This is a genomic window from Myxococcus stipitatus DSM 14675 (assembly GCF_000331735.1).
Taxonomy (GTDB): Bacteria; Myxococcota; Myxococcia; order Myxococcales; family Myxococcaceae; genus Myxococcus; species Myxococcus stipitatus.
Genome location: NC_020126.1, coordinates 9,662,020 through 9,676,922, shown reverse-complemented (window position 1 = coordinate 9,676,922; position 14,903 = coordinate 9,662,020). Strand labels below are relative to the sequence as shown.

At 70.3% G+C, this 14,903-nt stretch carries 13 protein-coding genes; 5 read left to right on the top strand and 8 right to left on the bottom strand.

Going from position 1 to position 14,903, the window contains the following annotated elements; translation table 11 throughout:
- Window positions 1-33: 33 nt before the first annotated feature.
- The 7 genes from cheB to MYSTI_RS37515 form a co-directional block, all read right to left on the bottom strand.
- Window positions 34-1,101, bottom strand: a complete 1,068-nt coding sequence (cheB, locus tag MYSTI_RS37545; RefSeq protein WP_044282571.1) for a chemotaxis-specific protein-glutamate methyltransferase CheB — start codon at window positions 1,099-1,101, stop codon at window positions 34-36.
- A complete protein-coding gene (locus MYSTI_RS37540) occupies window positions 1,098-3,539 on the bottom strand; it encodes a hybrid sensor histidine kinase/response regulator (RefSeq protein WP_015353088.1) in 2,442 nt (813 codons plus the stop codon). Before MYSTI_RS37540 ends, cheB begins: the two co-directional genes overlap by 4 nt.
- Complete coding sequence (locus tag MYSTI_RS37535; RefSeq protein WP_015353087.1) at window positions 3,539-5,182, bottom strand: methyl-accepting chemotaxis protein; 1,644 nt, start codon at window positions 5,180-5,182, stop codon at window positions 3,539-3,541. Before MYSTI_RS37535 ends, MYSTI_RS37540 begins: the two co-directional genes overlap by 1 nt.
- Entirely contained in the window at window positions 5,179-5,790 is a 612-nt protein-coding gene (locus tag MYSTI_RS37530; protein WP_015353086.1) for a chemotaxis protein CheW, read from the bottom strand. Before MYSTI_RS37530 ends, MYSTI_RS37535 begins: the two co-directional genes overlap by 4 nt.
- A complete protein-coding gene (locus MYSTI_RS37525; RefSeq protein WP_015353085.1) occupies window positions 5,790-7,331 on the bottom strand; it encodes a CheR family methyltransferase in 1,542 nt (513 codons plus the stop codon). Before MYSTI_RS37525 ends, MYSTI_RS37530 begins: the two co-directional genes overlap by 1 nt.
- A complete protein-coding gene (locus MYSTI_RS37520; protein ID WP_015353084.1) occupies window positions 7,328-7,801 on the bottom strand; it encodes a chemotaxis protein CheW in 474 nt (157 codons plus the stop codon). Before MYSTI_RS37520 ends, MYSTI_RS37525 begins: the two co-directional genes overlap by 4 nt.
- 75 nt (window positions 7,802-7,876) lie before the next feature.
- Window positions 7,877-8,518 carry a TetR/AcrR family transcriptional regulator gene (locus tag MYSTI_RS37515; RefSeq protein WP_015353083.1) on the bottom strand — a complete coding sequence of 214 codons (642 nt, stop codon included), beginning with the start codon at window positions 8,516-8,518 and terminating at the stop codon, window positions 7,877-7,879.
- An 83-nt stretch (window positions 8,519-8,601) separates the two neighbouring features.
- Between MYSTI_RS37515 and MYSTI_RS37510 the strand changes: the two genes are divergently transcribed.
- The 4 genes from MYSTI_RS37510 (at window position 8,602) to MYSTI_RS37495 (ending at window position 12,537) form a co-directional block, all read left to right on the top strand.
- Window positions 8,602-9,429, top strand: a complete 828-nt coding sequence (locus tag MYSTI_RS37510; protein ID WP_015353082.1) for an SDR family NAD(P)-dependent oxidoreductase — start codon at window positions 8,602-8,604, stop codon at window positions 9,427-9,429.
- A gap of 91 nt (window positions 9,430-9,520) precedes the next feature.
- Window positions 9,521-11,533 (top strand): metallopeptidase domain-containing protein, encoded by a 2,013-nt coding sequence (locus tag MYSTI_RS37505; protein ID WP_015353081.1) that lies wholly within the window; start codon window positions 9,521-9,523, stop codon window positions 11,531-11,533.
- Window positions 11,534-11,642: 109 nt separating this feature from the next.
- Complete coding sequence (locus MYSTI_RS37500) at window positions 11,643-12,143, top strand: VOC family protein (protein ID WP_015353080.1); 501 nt, start codon at window positions 11,643-11,645, stop codon at window positions 12,141-12,143.
- 142 nt (window positions 12,144-12,285) lie between these two features.
- The gene (locus tag MYSTI_RS37495; protein ID WP_144370223.1) at window positions 12,286-12,537 is read left to right on the top strand and encodes a DUF6289 family protein; all 252 of its coding nucleotides are present in this window, start codon (window positions 12,286-12,288) and stop codon (window positions 12,535-12,537) included.
- A 72-nt stretch (window positions 12,538-12,609) separates the two neighbouring features.
- Here MYSTI_RS37495 and MYSTI_RS37490 read toward each other — a convergent pair whose 3' ends face one another.
- On the bottom strand, window positions 12,610-13,437 hold the full coding sequence (locus MYSTI_RS37490) for a class I SAM-dependent methyltransferase (protein ID WP_015353078.1): 828 nt from the start codon (window positions 13,435-13,437) through the stop codon (window positions 12,610-12,612).
- Window positions 13,438-13,584: 147 nt separating this feature from the next.
- Between MYSTI_RS37490 and MYSTI_RS37485 the strand changes: the two genes are divergently transcribed.
- Window positions 13,585-14,757 carry a Kelch repeat-containing protein gene (locus MYSTI_RS37485; RefSeq protein WP_015353077.1) on the top strand — a complete coding sequence of 391 codons (1,173 nt, stop codon included), beginning with the start codon at window positions 13,585-13,587 and terminating at the stop codon, window positions 14,755-14,757.
- Window positions 14,758-14,903: the final 146 nt, after the last annotated feature.

Genomic DNA, 14,903 nt, shown 5'->3' with positions numbered 1-14,903 from the left:
ACCGCTCGAGGATTGAGCACGAGGTGACGGAGGTCAGGACGGCTGCGTGCTTGCCCAGACAGCGAGCGACAGGCGCGCGGGCAGGTCCGTCAGCGAGACGACCTCGTTGGCCAGCCCCGCGCTCACCACGACGCCGGGCATGCCGAAGACGACGGAGGACGCCTCGTCCTGCGCCAGCACGCGGCCTCCTGCGTCGCGCAGCTCGCGGATGCCCTCCAGTCCATCCTGGCCCATGCCGGTGAGGACCACGGCCAGGGCCTCGCGTCCGTGCGAGCGCGCCACGGAGCGGAACAGCCACGTCGCGGAGGGACGGAAGCCGTTGACGGGCGCGGCCTTGGAGACCTGGGCCCGTCCATCCAGGACGCCCAGGTGCCGGTCATCGGGCGCGAGGTAGACATGGCCTGGCAGGAGCAGCGTCCCTTCCTCCGCGACTTGCACGGGGAGCGGGCCCGCGGTGGCCAGCCAGGAGGCCAGGCCCTGGCTGAAGCCGATGGCGATGTGCTGCACCACGAGCAGCGGCGCGGGGAAGTCAGGAGGGAGCTCCGACAGGAGCTGGAAGAGGGCGGCGGGGCCTCCGGTGGAGGCGGCCAGCGCGACCACCGCCGCGCGCAGGGGGATGTCCTTGCGCGCGGGGGGACGTGCGGGTGAGGTGGGGGAGGGGCCTCGGTCCGGCCAGCGTCGGACGACCTTCACCTCGGCCATGGCCTTGAGGGTGTCGCGCAGGCGGCGGCTCTCCGCGTCGAAGTCCGGGGACTCCGGGCCCACGGGCTTCTGGAGGACGGCGAGCGCTCCGGCGCGCAGCGCGGTCATGGAGGTCTGGATGTCGCGCTCCACCAGTGTCGACACGACGACGATGGGCGTGGGGGCCTCCGTCATGATGCGGCGGGTGGCCTCGAGTCCATCCATGCGCGGCATCTGGATGTCCATCGTCACCAGGTGGGGCCGCAGCCGTTGGGTGAGCTCCACGGCCTCCACGCCGTCGCGGGCTTCGCCGACGACGGTGAGGCCTGGGTCGGCGCGGAGGATTTCCACCAGGAGACGGCGGGCGGTGGGGGAGTCCTCGGCCACCACGATGCGCATGGGTTCGGTCCTCGTCGTCATAGCAATCGTCTCAAGGTCTCCAGCAGGCTGGTCGGGTCGAATGCGCTCTTCACAAGATAGGCACTGGCCCCGGCTTTCAGCCCGCGGGCCTTGTCCTCGGGGCGGCCTCGGGCGGTGACGAGCACCACGGGGAGCCGGGCGAAGCGGGGTGCGGCTCGGATGGTTTCCGTGAGGGTGACGCCGTCCATGCGAGGCATCTCCACGTCCAGGACCATGGCGTCGGCGCCGCCTGCCTGGAGGCGCTCCCAGGCCTCGGCGCCGTCCGCGCAAGGCAGCACGTCGTAGCCGGCGCCTTCCAGGATGCTCTGCTCCAGCGCGCGGGTGGTGGGCGAGTCGTCCGCCAGGATGATGCGCCGCCGCTTCCGCTTCGCCGCCGGGGTGGGGAACAGCGCCGAGGCCGGACGCCCGCCCGCGGCGCGGACGAGGGAGGCGGGGTTGAGGAGGAGTGACAGGCGGCCGTCTGGCAGCACCGCCGCCGCGGAGACATGGCGGGCGCGGCGGACGCGAGGGCCGAGCGCGCGGACGAGGGCTTCCTGCTCGGCCAGCACGTCATCCACGACGAGCGCGGCGCGTGCGGTGCCCGCGGCGAGGACGACGGCGCCTCGGCGTTGTCGGGCGGGCCCGGCGGGGAGCCCGAGGACATCCGCCAGGGCGGCGAGCGGCACCAGCGCGTCCTGGGACACCCACGTGGGGCGACCTTCGATTTCGCGGACCTCGTCGGGGGAGAGGCGGACGAGTCGCGCGACGCCTTCACTGGCGAGGGCCAGGATTTGTCCTCCGGCGGACACGAGGAGGACGCGCAGGGTGCTGAGGGTGAGGGGGACGTCGAGTGTGAAGCGGGTGCCTTGTCCAGGTTGGGTGGAGACCTCGACGGTGCCTCGGAGGGCTTCGACTTCGGCGCGGACGACGTCGAGGCCGACGCCTCGGCCGGCGACTTCGGTGATGCGGGAGGAGGTGGAGAGGCCGGAGTGGAAGGCGAGGCGCGCGGCGTCCTCGTCGTCCTCGGGGACGTCGAGGCCCTGGGCGAGGGCGCGTGCGCGCAGGGCGGCGAGGTCGAGCCCTCGGCCGTCGTCCTCCACGGTGACTTCGACGCGGCTGCCGTGGAGGCGGGCGGAGAGGGTGACGCGACCCTCGTCGGGCTTGTCGGCGCGGAGGCGCTCCTCGGGGGATTCGAGGCCGTGGGCGACGGCGTTGCGGACGAGGTGGAGGAGGGGCTCGCGCAGGGATTGGAGGAGGGAGCGGTCGAGCTCGAGAGAGCCGCCGAGGATGTCGAGGCGGACCTTCTTGCCCTCGGAGCGGGCGACGTCGCGTGCGGCGCGTTCGAGGCCGGAGAGACCTTCGAGGAAGGGGAGGGTGCGGGCGCGGCGGACCTCGTCGTCCATGCCGGTGGCGACGCCGTCGAGGGTCCTACGGTCGGCGGAGAGGTCTCGTGTCACGCGTGCGAGTTCGGTCTCCGCGCGGCGGAGTGCGGCTTCGCCTTCGGTGCCGTGGACGGCGTCACGGACGCGAGCCAGTTCCTCGCGGATGGTCTCCAGGGCGTCAGTCCGTCCTTCGAGTCGGAGCGCGGCGACGCGCAGCTCGCCGCTGCGAGCGAGGAGGGCGTCGAGCTTCTGCGCGGAGACGCGAACGGGGAGGGTGGTCTCCTGGGGTGTGAGACCGTTGGACGTGGGCTCGGAGGGGGATGTGCTTGTCGCGCGAACGGGCGGGGAGGTGGGGCTCGATGCGCGTGTGGGGGCGTCGCCGGACTGCACGGGCGCTTCAGCGAAAGGGCCTGGTGGGCGGGAGGTCTTCGCGTCGCGTGCGATGGTGGGTTCTTCCGCTGCGTCGGGGCCTCGGGTGTGAGACGCCTCGGTTGAAGGGGCCTGCACCGCGCGCCCGCCCGAAGGCTCGCGAGTTCGTGAGGATGCCTCCTCGTCTCGAGTGTGAGCGGTTCCCGGAGCAGGTGGCTCCGACGCAGAGGCTTCGTCTCCCGGCCCTCCTGCGCGGGGTGACTCCGCTTCGGAAGCCTGCTCCGCTGGCGCTGACGGCAGTCCGAGCGCCGCATCCGCGGCCCGTCGCAGCTCCGGCAGCATGTTCTCCAGCGGAGAGCCCGTCAGCTCCTGCTTCGTCGCGAGCCTCCGCCCCGCATCATCCAGCGCATCCACCGCCGTGAAACACAGCTCGAACAGCTCCGGCGTCCCGCCCCGCCCATCGCGCAGCGGCTCCAGCACCTCCTCCAGCCGATGACACGCCGTCTCCACCAGCAACGCACTCGCCGCCCGCGCCGCCCCCTTCACGCTATGCAACGTGCGCAGCAGCGACGCCACCAGCTCCCCCGAGCGCGTCGCATCCTGCTCCCGCTCCAGCGCGAGCAGGTCGCGATTGAGCGACGCCACATGCCCCTCCAGCTCCTCGAGGAACGTGGCGAGCAGCGCCTGCGCCAGCCTGTCGCGGTCCATCAGCGCCCGTACTCATCCAACAGGTTCTTGAGCTTCTGCCCCATGCCGTTGATGTCCTGCATCGCCCGCTCCGTCTGCCGCGAGGACATCAACCCCTGCTGCGTCGCCTGGTTCACGTCATGCATCGCCTGTCGAATCTGCGCGATGCCCGTGGCCTGCTGATTCGCGGACGCGGCAATCTGCGCGGCCGTGAGGGACGCCTGCGCCAGCAGGTCGCTCAACGCCTGGATGGTGGCCCCCGCCTCGGAGACGATGCGCGTACTCGAGGCCACGCTCTTGGTGCTCTCCTCCGTCGTCATCACCGCGCCATGCGTGGCCTTCTGAATCTGCCCCAGAATCTGCCGCACCTGTCCCGTGGCCTTCTTGGACTGGTCCGCGAGCGCCTTCACCTCCGTGGCGACCACGGCGAAGCCTCGGCCGTTCTCCCCCGCGCGGCTCGCCTCGATGGAGGCATTGAGCGCGAGCATGTGGGTCTGCTCGGAGATGTCATTGACCGTGGTGATGATGTCGCCAATGGCCTGCGCCTGCTCCGCCAGCGCCAGGATGCGCGAGGCCACCGACTCCACCTGCTCGCGCAGCACGCTCATGGACGTGACGGCCTCCTCCACCGCGCGACGCCCCGTGCGCCCCACCTCCTCCGCGTGCCGAGCGGAGTTGCTGACATCCCGAGCCCGCCCCGCGGCCTCCTCGGACGTCTTGGTGATCTCCTCGATGGTGCTCACCGTCTCCGTCACCGCGCTGCCCTGCTCCTGCGCCCCCGCGACCTGCTCCGTCGTGCTCGCGAGAATCTCCGCGCTGGTGCTCGCGAGCTGATTGACGAACTCCGCCACCGTCCGCAGCGTGTGGTCGCGCTGCTCGGACTGCTTGGCGATGTGCGCCTCCGCCTGCTGGCGGCGCTCCGCCATCTCGTTGAAGGCGCGCGCCAGCTCCGCCATCTCATCGCGCCCCTTCAACGGGATGCGGTGATTGGAATGTCCCAGGCCCAGCTGCTCCGCGCCCACCACCAACTGGCGCAGCGGGACGGTGATGCTGCGAGTCACCAGATAGCTGCCCACGGCGACGATGAGCACCCCCAGCACGGTGCAGACGGACAACACCCACTTGATTTGCAGCGAGGTGGCTCGGGCCTCATCGGCGTGCTCGGTCCACCGCTCCTGCTCATCCGCGAGCATCTCGTTGATGACGTCGCGAATCTGGTCCATGAGGTTCTTGCCCCGGTTGCTCCGGATGACGGGCAGCGAGGCCTCCAGCCCGCCCTGGCGGCGCAGGCGGATGCCCTCCTCGAGCAACGCCAGCCGGCTCACGATGAGCGGCTCCAGGCGCACCAGGCGGTTGCGCTGGTCGGGGTAGATGGCCAGCGCGTCGCGCAGCAGGTTCTGGTCCTGCTGGAGCGTGGAGACGGCCTGTTGGTAGGGCTCCAGGTAGGACTCCTCACCCGTGAGGAGGAAGCCTCGCTGGCCGGTCTCCGCGTCGATGAGCAGCGCGCGCAGCTCGCGGACCAGTCGGAAGTTCTCATGGGCCTTGAGCAGTCCTTGCGTCGTCTCCGTGAGCTGCCGCGCGCCTTGGAAGGACACGGTCGCCAGGACCAGCAGCACGAGCAGGGAGAGTCCGAAGCCGACCGCGATGCGGTTGCCGATGTTCATGCGACGCCCTCGTCGGACAGGTCGAACACGAGGCGACTGTCACCCAGCAGGGCCTCTCCCTCCAGCAGCAGGGTTCCTGCTCTGTCGGCGGCGAACACCAGCGCCCCCGCGGTGTCCGCCAGCGCCACCGGCGCGGGCAACAGTTCCTGGCTCGACACCTGGGTGACCTCCTGGACCTCTTCGGTGCGCACGCCCAGCTCGGCGCGCCCCGTTCCCAGCACCAGCAGGGGGCCGTTGCTGTCCACGGGCTCCCGGCCGAAGAGCGGCGCCAGCTCCACCACGGGGAGGACCTCTCCGCGCAGGAGCGTGAGCCCGCGCAGCGCGGGAGGCGCCCCCGGCAGCGGGACCACGTCTGTCGAGCGGATGACTTCCAGCACGAAGCGCGACTCCAGGGCGTAGAGCTGTCCTCCCGCGCGGAAGCGAATCATCTCGCGCAGGGTGCCGGGGGCGACCTCGGGGGCGGGAGGCCGGCTCAACGCGCGGGCCCGGGCATCCAGCAGCGCGGCCTGCGCCTCGGGGGTCAGCGTGCCCTCCGCTTCACGAGAGGCCTCGAGCGAGGCCAGTCGCGCGTGGACCTCCTCCCAGTCGATGCCACGCGAGCCCACCATCACGGAGCCTTGCCTTCAATCATCGTGAGCTCCAGGCGGATGCGCTCGTCGCGGGCCGCGCGGCCCAGGTCACTGGCGCGCTCTCCTTCCGCGAGCGGCGGGAGGGAATCCGCGGGGAGGGCATCACAGAGGACCTCCGCCTCGCGCAGGGCCTTGAGCGCGCCGGAGGTGTCGCCGAGCTGATTCAACACACGCCCCAACACCAGCCACGCCACCGCGAGGGTCGGCTCCAGATACAGCGCCTGACGGACGGCGCGCTCCGCGTCGGGGAGCCGCCCTTGTCCCAGCAGGAGAAGGGCCTCGAGGTAGCGAAGGTCGGGCACCAGGGGATGCCGGGAAGCCGCCTCCCCGCTGGCGTAGATGGCGGCCTGGGTGTCCAGGTTCGCGATGGCGCGCACGGCGACGGCGGCCGTCTCCGGGTTCATGTCCAGGGCGCCCAGCCGGGTCGCGGCTTCGTGCCAGTCACCGCGCTCCAGTGCCGCGCGAGCCGCGCCAATCTCGACGGAGCTCGGACGCCGAGGCGCGCCTTCGGGAGCCTCCGGAGGCTTCTTCTCGGGAGCACGGCTGGGTGCACGCGGCGGAGGCCCCGGCGGGGCGGCGACAGGGGGGCGCGTGCTCACGGGCGAGACCGGCGGAGCGGGCACGGGAGCCACCAACGGGCGCGGGCTCACGGGCTCACCCAGCGACAGGACATCGGGGACCGCCACGGTGGTGCCGTGAGGGAGGCGGCGATAGAGCACGCCCCATTCGGTGAGGACGGGCTCCAGCGGCGCGAGTCCCCCCAGCGGCGGGTCCGAGGGGCCCGTGAACAGCACCCCCCCTTCACGCAGCGACGCATGAAGCCTGCGAGCCACGCCCTCGATGGTGAAGTTGTTGAAGTAGATGAGCACGTTCCGACAGAAGACGACGTCGAGCCTCCAGATGCCGGAGTCGGGAGAAGGCCACGTGTCGAGCGCGAGGTTCAGGTAGCTGAAGCGCACGTGCTGCTTCACCTCGGGAGACAGCACGTACTGGCGTCCCTCGGGGCGGAGGTAGGCGCGCATGCGCTCGGCCCAGGGGCCCCGCAGGGACCACTCGCCATAGTGGGCGCGGCGGGCCCGGGCGAGCGCGGTGCGCGACACGTCGGTGGCGAACACCGCCATGTTGTTGCCCCAGCCCTCGTTCATCAGCAGGGCGGCCATGGAGTAGGCCTCCTCGCCGGAGGAGCACCCCGCGCTCCACAGGCGCGCGTTGTAGCCGGCGCCTTGCTGCTCGCGGAGGGCGGGGAGGATGTCGCGGCGCAGGTACTCGAAGTGCTCGGGGGTGCGGAAGAAGTACGTCTCGCCGATGGTCAGCTCGGTGAGCAGGTCATCCATCGCCGCCGGGTCGGAGTCGATGTGCATGCGATACACGTCGAAGTCGGTGACCCCGGCGCGCGCCATGGCGCGGGAGATGCCTTCCTCGGCGGAGGCGGGGCAGCTGGGCGGAGCCAGGCCCGCGCGCTCCTCGACGAGCGCGAGGATGGAGGGGAAGCCCTCATGGCTCCAGGGCCCGACTCTCACGGCTGCTCCGAGGAGGCGGTGAGCGCCGAGTCCAGCTCCAGCGCCTCGGCCTCGGAGAGGAAGCCGCGCAGGTCGTGGACCAGCACCAGCCCGTCCTCCAGCTTGGCGACGCCGGACACGTAGCCCACGCCGGGCAGCTCACGCGGGGAGGTGTCCCACTCTCCCGGGGCGAGCACTCGCAGGCCCTCGGCGCGGTCCACGCGCAGGGCAATCCGCCGAGGCCCCGCCTGGGCGACGATGAAGTGGTCGGAGGGGGACAGCGGCCGGGGCGGGTGGCGGAAGCGGCGGCGCAGGTCCAGCACGGGCAGAAGGCGACCGTGCAGGTTGAGCAGTCCTTCGATGACGTCGGGCGCGCGCGGCAGCGGCGTCAGGCGCGCGGCGCGATGCAGCTCCCACACGTCCTCCGTGGGGAGGCCGTAGCGCTGGCCTTCCAGGGTGAAGAGCAGCACCTCTCGTGGAGCGGGCCCCATGTGTGACGGGGGCGGATGCTGGCATGTGACTGTCGCGCTCCGCTCGTGCGTCGGGCGCCGTCTGTCCACCAGTCCTCATTGACGCGCGCGGGGGCGGACGCGCGGGCCGAACAGATAGCCCATGGCCAGACGCGTGGTCTCCTCCTCCAGTCGCGCGGCGTCGATGTAGTCCGGCTGTTCGATGACGAGCCGATGTGTGAGGGATTCGACGATGGTCTCGACGACGAAGGCGGCCACCTTCGCGTCGGGGACGATGAGCCGCTCCCGGTGGGAGAGCAGGAAGCGCTCGAGCCGCGCGACAATCTCCCGGCTGGTCTCCATCACCTTCGCCATCCGGCCGATGCGAGGCACCTGCTCCAGGAGGACCTTGTGCAGCGCGGGCGCGATGCGGTGTGCGTCGACGCCCGCGCGCACCAGGGCGCGGATGCCGGACTCCGGGTCGGAGGGGTCCGCGCGGGAGAACGCTTCGTCGACACACGCGAGGAGCTCCGCGGTGTGGCGCTCGGCGAGCGTCGCGACCAGGGACTCCTTGTTGGGGAAGTATTGGTAGAGCGAGCCGACGCTGACGCCCGCGCGCTCGGCGACCGCGATGGTGGTCATCCCGTCGTAGCCCCGCGCCAGCAGAACGCGAATCGTCGCATCCAGCAGCGTCTCCACCATGGCCCGCGAGCGCTCTTGCCGAGGGGTCTTCCGAGGACGGGTCTTGGGCCGGGGCATGCGAAGGGCTCTCACGGGGAACGCGAATACAGAACGCGAATGAAGATTCGTATTCTCCCTGGCACCGAAAGGAAACACCGCACATGGATTCGATGAATGATTCCCAGGTCGTCCTCGTCACGGGGGCGTCCTCGGGGCTGGGCCTTGCCATCGCGACGCTGCTCTCCACCCAGGGCTACCGCGTGTTCGGCACCAGCCGGGACCCGTCTCGCGCGCCAGCCATGCCATTCCCGCTCATCACCCTGGACGTCCGGGAGGACGCGTCCGTGGCGTCCTGTCTCGCGGAGGTGACGCGTGTGGCGGGAGGCGTCGACGTGCTCGTCAACAACGCGGGCTGCGCCATCGTGGGGGCCGTCGAGGAGACCTCCGTCGCCGAGGCTCAGGCCCAGATGGAGACCAACTGCTTCGGAGCCCTGCGGATGATGCGTGCCGTGCTGCCTCGGATGCGGCGGCTGCGCCAGGGGCGCATCGTTTCCATCAGCTCGTTGGCGGGCGTGGCGCCACCGCCCTTCCTGGGGGCCTATGCCGCGAGCAAGCACGCGCTCGAGGCGCTGTCGGAGTCGCTGGCCCACGAGGTCCGTCCCCACGGCGTGAGGGTGTCGCTGATAGAGCTCGACGGGATGCGCACGGGCATCCCCTTCGCGCGGCCCCGGGTGCTCGAGCCGGCCTACACGGCGCCGAGCTCGCGCATGCTCGCGAGGCTGGGGCACATCACCGGAGCGGGGGGCGGTGACCCGATGGACGTCGCGCGCTGCGTCCTGGAGGTGCTGCGGAGCCCCGCGCCGTTGATGCGCTACGTCGTCGGGCCCGAGGCCGCCAAGGTCGTGGCCGCGCGCCGACAGCTCTCCGAGGAGGACTACATCCGCCACATGGTGGGCGGCCTGGGACTCTGGGAGCCGCTGCCGACTTGAATCACGGTTGCCAGTGCATCCCGATGGAGGCACAAGGCCCTCGGCGCTCCACGGGCGGCTTCCGCCCGGGGCGCCGTTCCTGGGAGGGCAGATGTCTCGCACGTGGAGCCTGGTCGCGGCCCTGTGGTTCGTGGCCTGTGGTACGCAGGAAGTGGATGCACCCGAAGCCGCGCGCTCGACGCCCCAGGAGTGGGAGGGGGAGCTGGAGGTCCGGGTGGTGGACTCGCCCGCGATGGACCGCTCCTTCGAGGAATACGTCCTCGTCTCCGGAGGTGAGCGCCGCCCGGTGGTGTTCCAGGGGAAGGCCCCTGAAGGACTGCGCAGCGGCCTCGCGGTGAAGCTGCGCGGTGAGTCGCGCGAGCGCACGCTCCTGGCCCAGGCGGTGGAGGTGAGGCCGGGCGCGAAGTCCGCGAGCACGGTGACGGGGGCCTGTGGTGTCACGGGGGTGCAACGCAGCCTGGTCATCATGGCGGCCTTCCCGGGCGCGCCGGTTCCCCCCGTGACGAAGCAGGCGGTGGAGACGGCCTTCTTCTCCACCACGGGCACGTCGCTCGCGGGGTACTGGAGCGAGGTCTCCGAGGGGCGCACCACGACGACGGGCACGGTGGTGGACTGGACGCCGCTGGACCGCGCCTACACCTGCCAGGAGGCGGACGCCCTGCGCGACGCGGCGATTCGCGCGGTGGATGCGAGTGTGGACTTCACCCGGTTCGACCGCGTCTTCATCGTCCACCCGCGTCCGCAGGCGGGCTGTCACTACGGGGGCCTGGGCACGCTGTCATGTGGCCAGGTGCAGACGCAGGACGGCGCGGTGTCGGCATCGACGTCGTGGCTCATCGCGGAGACCTTCGTCAACCACACGAATGCCGTGAAGCTCATCGCTCATGAAGCGGGGCACAACCTGTCCTTCGGCCACGCTCAGACGCGCGACCACGGCGCGGAGACGCTGACGTACCTGGACACGCCGGGGAGCCTGGACGAGTACGGCGACTCCTTCTCCGCGATGGGGCTGTCGAACCTGGGCCACTACGCGGCGCCGCAGAAGGCGCGCATCGGCTGGCTGGCGCCGACCGCCGTGACGCACGTGGACGGCGTGGGGGGGACGTTCACGGTGGTGCCCGTGACGGCGGCCAGTGGCGTGAAGGCGCTCAGGGTGCGCCGGGGGCAGGGGAACGCGGCGTGGCTGTGGCTGGAGTACCGCCGCCGCGTGGGGAGCTATGAGTCGACGCTGCCCTTCCTCGGGGGCGCGCTCGTCCACTACGAGGATGCCTTCACGTCCGATGGCTCGCACCTGCTCGACTTCACGCCGGGGACCTCGTCCTGGACGGACCCGGCGCTGCTCCCGGGGACGACGTGGAACGACCCGTACAGCAACCTCTCCGTGACGGTGGTCTCCGCGAGCGCCTCCGCGCTCCAGGTCACCATCGCGTACCGGCAGGCCGCGTGTGTCCGCGCGGCGCCCGAGGTGGAGGTGCGTCCGCTGGAGCCCACGGTGTGGCCGGGAGGTCGCCCCGAAGTGGAGCTCGTCATCCGCAACCGCGACTCGGTGGGCTGTGCGCCGAGCACCTTCCAGCTCGCGCCCCTCATCCCCACCGGCTGGGGCTCGGACCCCGTGGCCGCGCAGCGGACCGTCAACGCCGCCTCCACCGCGTCCGAGTGGCTCCAGCTCTACGTGCCGTACTCCATGGCGCTGGGCTCCTATGCGCCGGGCGTGGACGTCACCCGCGACGGCCACACGGTGCGAGGCACCGCTCCGGTTCAAGTCGTCGAGCGCTGCACCCAGGCGCCGCCGACGCTCACGCTCACCCCCGCGACGGTGACGGCGGCGCCGGGCACGGACGCCACCTGGACGGTGCACGTGGCCAACAACGACTCCGCCTCCTGCAACTGGGTCTGGTACGACTTCTACAGTGACGGCCCCGTGGGCTGGGACACGCAGTGGTCCGACTGGGGCGTGAACCTGCCTCCGGGGGGTGACTTCACCTTCACGATGACGAAGTCCATTCCCGCCACCGCGCAGGGCACGCACACGGTGGAGGTGACAATCTTCCAGGAAGAGGTGGGCCCGGTGGCGACCACCTCGGCCACGGTGCACGTGCAGTAGTCGAGGCGCGGGGAGCCGGGACGCTCACGAGGAAAGCGGGCGTCCCGGCGAGCCGAGCGCTCGAACCCTGTTCAGCTTTCCCTCAGCACACCCGAGAGGAGCCGCTCCCATGTCCCGCTTCCAACGCATCACGCCGTTCTTCTGGTTCCCGGACCCGGCGCAGACAGAGGCCGCCGTCGCGCTCTACACATCGGTCTTCCCCCACTCACGCATCACCGCGACGACGCGCTACCTGGAGACCCACGCGCCGGTGAGCCCGCAGCCCGCGGGGGCACTCATGACCCTGGCGTTCGAGCTGGATGGCCAGGCGTTCGTGGCGCTCAACGGCGGGCCCCACTTCAAGTTCACGGAGGCGCTGTCGCTCGTCGTGAACTGCGAATCGCAGGCGGAGGTGGACCACTACTGGACGCGACTGTCCGAGGGAGGCGACGAGCGGGCCCAGCAATGTGGCTGGCTCAAGGATCGCTTCGGTGTGTCGTGGCAGGTGGTGCCCACGGAGCTGATTCAGCTGCTCGGCGGCTCGGATGGCGCGAAGGCGCGCCGCGTAACGGAGGCGATGTTGAAGATGAAGAAGCTGGACCTCGACGCACTTCGTCGAGCCGCTGGGTGAGTCCAAACCCTGGCGGATGATTCAAATTGTTTTGAGGAGTGATCTCGTTTTTCACGTTGATGTTAGGATTGACTCCACCGGGGGGTGAAGTGGGAGCCCGGTGGAGGATGCACACGTGCTGAGCAGGAACATCTTGGGTGGGATGCTGACCGCTGGATTGCTTGCGATGGGCTGTGGCGGAGTCGAGCCGGGCATGGATGAGCAGGCCGCGCTCGACACGCGCGAGGACGCGCAGCTGTTCTGCACGCAGGAAGCCTTCGATATCGTCTACTACTCGGATGCCACGCTGACCACGCCGGTGGGGCACTTCTACTGCGAGTGTTTCGAGACGGCGTGGAGCTTCGGGCGCAAGACCCAGTTCAAGGTGGTCGAGTACTCGCGGCAGTGTCAGTGATTCAGGTCCGCTGATGCGGCCGAGCCCGGCGCTTTCCGTGGGAAGCGCCGGGGTGTCTGGCTTTGAGCCCCGTCAGGGCGTGCTCGCCGGACGGACGCCGGTGGTGAGGTACGCCTGGAAGAGGACGCTCTGGGGACCGTCGCCCAGGAGGGCGCGGACCTTCTCGCGCAGGGCCTGCTGGAGGGGAGGCCACTGGTCGCCCATGCCCTTCGCCATCAGGGCGATGGGGGCGCTCGAGCGCGCCATGGCCTCCACCATCTCCTCGGCGGAGGGGTACGTGACGGAGGCACTGACCTGGTGCACGGCGACCTGGGTGAAGCCCGCGTCGGACATCTCCTGCTCACACGTCTCCGGGTCCGACAGAGGCATCTTCCCATCGCGCGGTCCACCGCCGCCGCCCATGATTTCCGCCAGGCTCTGGAAGAAGGCGTTGATGCTCGGGGAGCTCTGCATGGGCTGCCAGCTGGACACGACGGCGCGGCCCCCCGGGCGCAGCACGCGATACAGCTCGCGGAAGCCGCGCGGTCGGTCGGGGAAGAACATCAGGCCGAAGAGGGAGTAGGCCGCATCGAACGTCCGCTCAGGCAGCTCCAGCGCCATGCCGTCGCCGATGCGCGCGTCGATGCTCAGACCCGCCGCTGCCGCGCGCTCACGCAGGAAGGCCATCATCTGGGGCGAGAAGTCCACCGCCGTCACGTGGACGCCTTGACGCGCCGCGAGCAGGGAGAGGGTGCCCGGTCCCGCCGCCACGTCCACCACGCGCTGTCCGGCCGCGACGCCCGTGCGTGACAGCGCATCCCGCGCGAAGGTCTCGAACATGGGGAGCAGCTCACGAACGTACTCGGGAGCGACGAGGTCCCAGGGTTCGGGCGCGGCGAGAGGCGAGGCGGTCGACGACATGATGACGGGCTCCGGGTGAGAGTCAGGAGAGGATACCGTTCGCGACTTGTCAGGTTCGCGAGATTCTTCGTCACGCCTGTCCTTGTCCCTCGTTGGAAGATCGACGATGGCGGTCCTCGACCGATGTGCAGTCCTTGGGGGATGTCCATGAAAGCGGTGCTTTGCTTCGCGGGAGTTCTGGGGCTCGTGATGGGCCTTCCCCTCTTCGCGTGTCTCGATGTCGATGATGCCACCCAGGGGTTCTGCCGCGAGAACGCCCTCGCGGAGGGCTGCACGGGCTGGGGAGAGGGGCGCCCGATGGGGACCCCGCGTGCCTCCCATACCGCGACGCTGCTCGATGACGGCAGAGTGATGGTCGTGGGAGGACTGACGGGGTTCTCGACCAGGACCCCGAAGGTGGAAATCTACGACCCCACGACGAATCGCTGGAGGGATTTGTCGGCGCTGCAGACCGCTCGTTCAGACCACACCGCCACGCTCTTGCCGGGCGATCAGGTGCTGGTCGTGGGCGGACGGGGCCCCGCTGGCGAGCCGCTGGACTCCGCGGAGCTCTACAACCCGGTCACCAACAAGTGGACAGATGCGGGGACGCTGGTCTCTGGAGCGCGGGCTTCCCATGCCGCGCTCGAGCTGCCCTCGACCGAAGAAGTCCTGGTGGCGGGTGGGGGAAACAATCCGACAGGTGGGCTGAAGAGCGCGGATATCTACTCGTGCCGCGACGGCTCCTGGAGGCGCGTGGCGGAGCTCAATGTCCCCCGCAACGCGCTCTCATTGACCCTGGTGAATGGGAAGGCGGTGGCCATTGGCGGCTTCAACGAAGCCGGCGCACTGGGCTCCATGGAGGCCTACGACCCGAACCTGTCCGGCGCGGGCTGGGCGATGCTGCCGGCTTCTCTTGGGGTGAAGCGCAATGGCCATGTGGCGACCCTGTTGGGCGAGGGGCGGGTGCTCGTCACGGGGTCCGTCGAAGGCGCCGTCAGCTCGGGGGTGGAGCTCCTCGACATGCACGGACTCTCTTCCGTGACGGCCATGGAGAGCATGAAGGAGGCGCGCTTCGGTCACACGGCCACGGAGCTGTTCTCCGGACAGGTGCTCGTCACCGGTGGGTGGAAGGATTCCAAGGAGGAGGCGCCACGAGCCTCCGCGGAGCTCTACACGCCCGGGGGCAGTTGGACCCTCATCCCCCCGATGAAGACGGCGCGCGCCTTCCATACGGCCACGCTCCTGGATTCGGGCCTGGTGCTCATTGTCGGAGGCATCGCGCCCAAGGGTGTGGGCATCGTGCCGACCACGGAGCTGTACAATCCTCCCTACGAGTGACGCCAGTCCCTCATCACCGGAAATCCGAAACATGCGCCACCGGACAGCCACGGGTGTCTTGGGTTCGTAGCCCCCCCTGTTGGTTCTCACCCCCGTTGTCGCAGTGAAGTTGCCGTCTGCTTGGAAAACACCGAGGGCGGGCGGAA

What these genes read in the sequence shown, in the direction of transcription:
- MYSTI_RS37530 (WP_015353086.1), bottom strand. Translation starts at nt 5,790, where the DNA reads ATGGTGGGCTCGCGTGGCATCGACTGGGAGGAGGTCCACGCGCGACTG.
- MYSTI_RS37510 (WP_015353082.1), top strand. Translation starts at nt 8,602, where the DNA reads ATGGATTCGATGAATGATTCCCAGGTCGTCCTCGTCACGGGGGCGTCC.
- MYSTI_RS37520 (WP_015353084.1), bottom strand. Translation starts at nt 7,801, where the DNA reads ATGGGGCCCGCTCCACGAGAGGTGCTGCTCTTCACCCTGGAAGGCCAG.
- MYSTI_RS37535 (WP_015353087.1), bottom strand. Translation starts at nt 5,182, where the DNA reads ATGAACATCGGCAACCGCATCGCGGTCGGCTTCGGACTCTCCCTGCTC.
- MYSTI_RS37495 (WP_144370223.1), top strand. Translation starts at nt 12,286, where the DNA reads ATGCTGACCGCTGGATTGCTTGCGATGGGCTGTGGCGGAGTCGAGCCG.
- MYSTI_RS37505 (WP_015353081.1), top strand. Translation starts at nt 9,521, where the DNA reads ATGTCTCGCACGTGGAGCCTGGTCGCGGCCCTGTGGTTCGTGGCCTGT.
- cheB (WP_044282571.1), bottom strand. Translation starts at nt 1,101, where the DNA reads ATGACGACGAGGACCGAACCCATGCGCATCGTGGTGGCCGAGGACTCC.
- MYSTI_RS37540 (WP_015353088.1), bottom strand. Translation starts at nt 3,539, where the DNA reads ATGGACCGCGACAGGCTGGCGCAGGCGCTGCTCGCCACGTTCCTCGAG.
- MYSTI_RS37485 (WP_015353077.1), top strand. Translation starts at nt 13,585, where the DNA reads ATGAAAGCGGTGCTTTGCTTCGCGGGAGTTCTGGGGCTCGTGATGGGC.
- MYSTI_RS37500 (WP_015353080.1), top strand. Translation starts at nt 11,643, where the DNA reads ATGTCCCGCTTCCAACGCATCACGCCGTTCTTCTGGTTCCCGGACCCG.
- MYSTI_RS37490 (WP_015353078.1), bottom strand. Translation starts at nt 13,437, where the DNA reads ATGTCGTCGACCGCCTCGCCTCTCGCCGCGCCCGAACCCTGGGACCTC.
- MYSTI_RS37515 (WP_015353083.1), bottom strand. Translation starts at nt 8,518, where the DNA reads ATGCCCCGGCCCAAGACCCGTCCTCGGAAGACCCCTCGGCAAGAGCGC.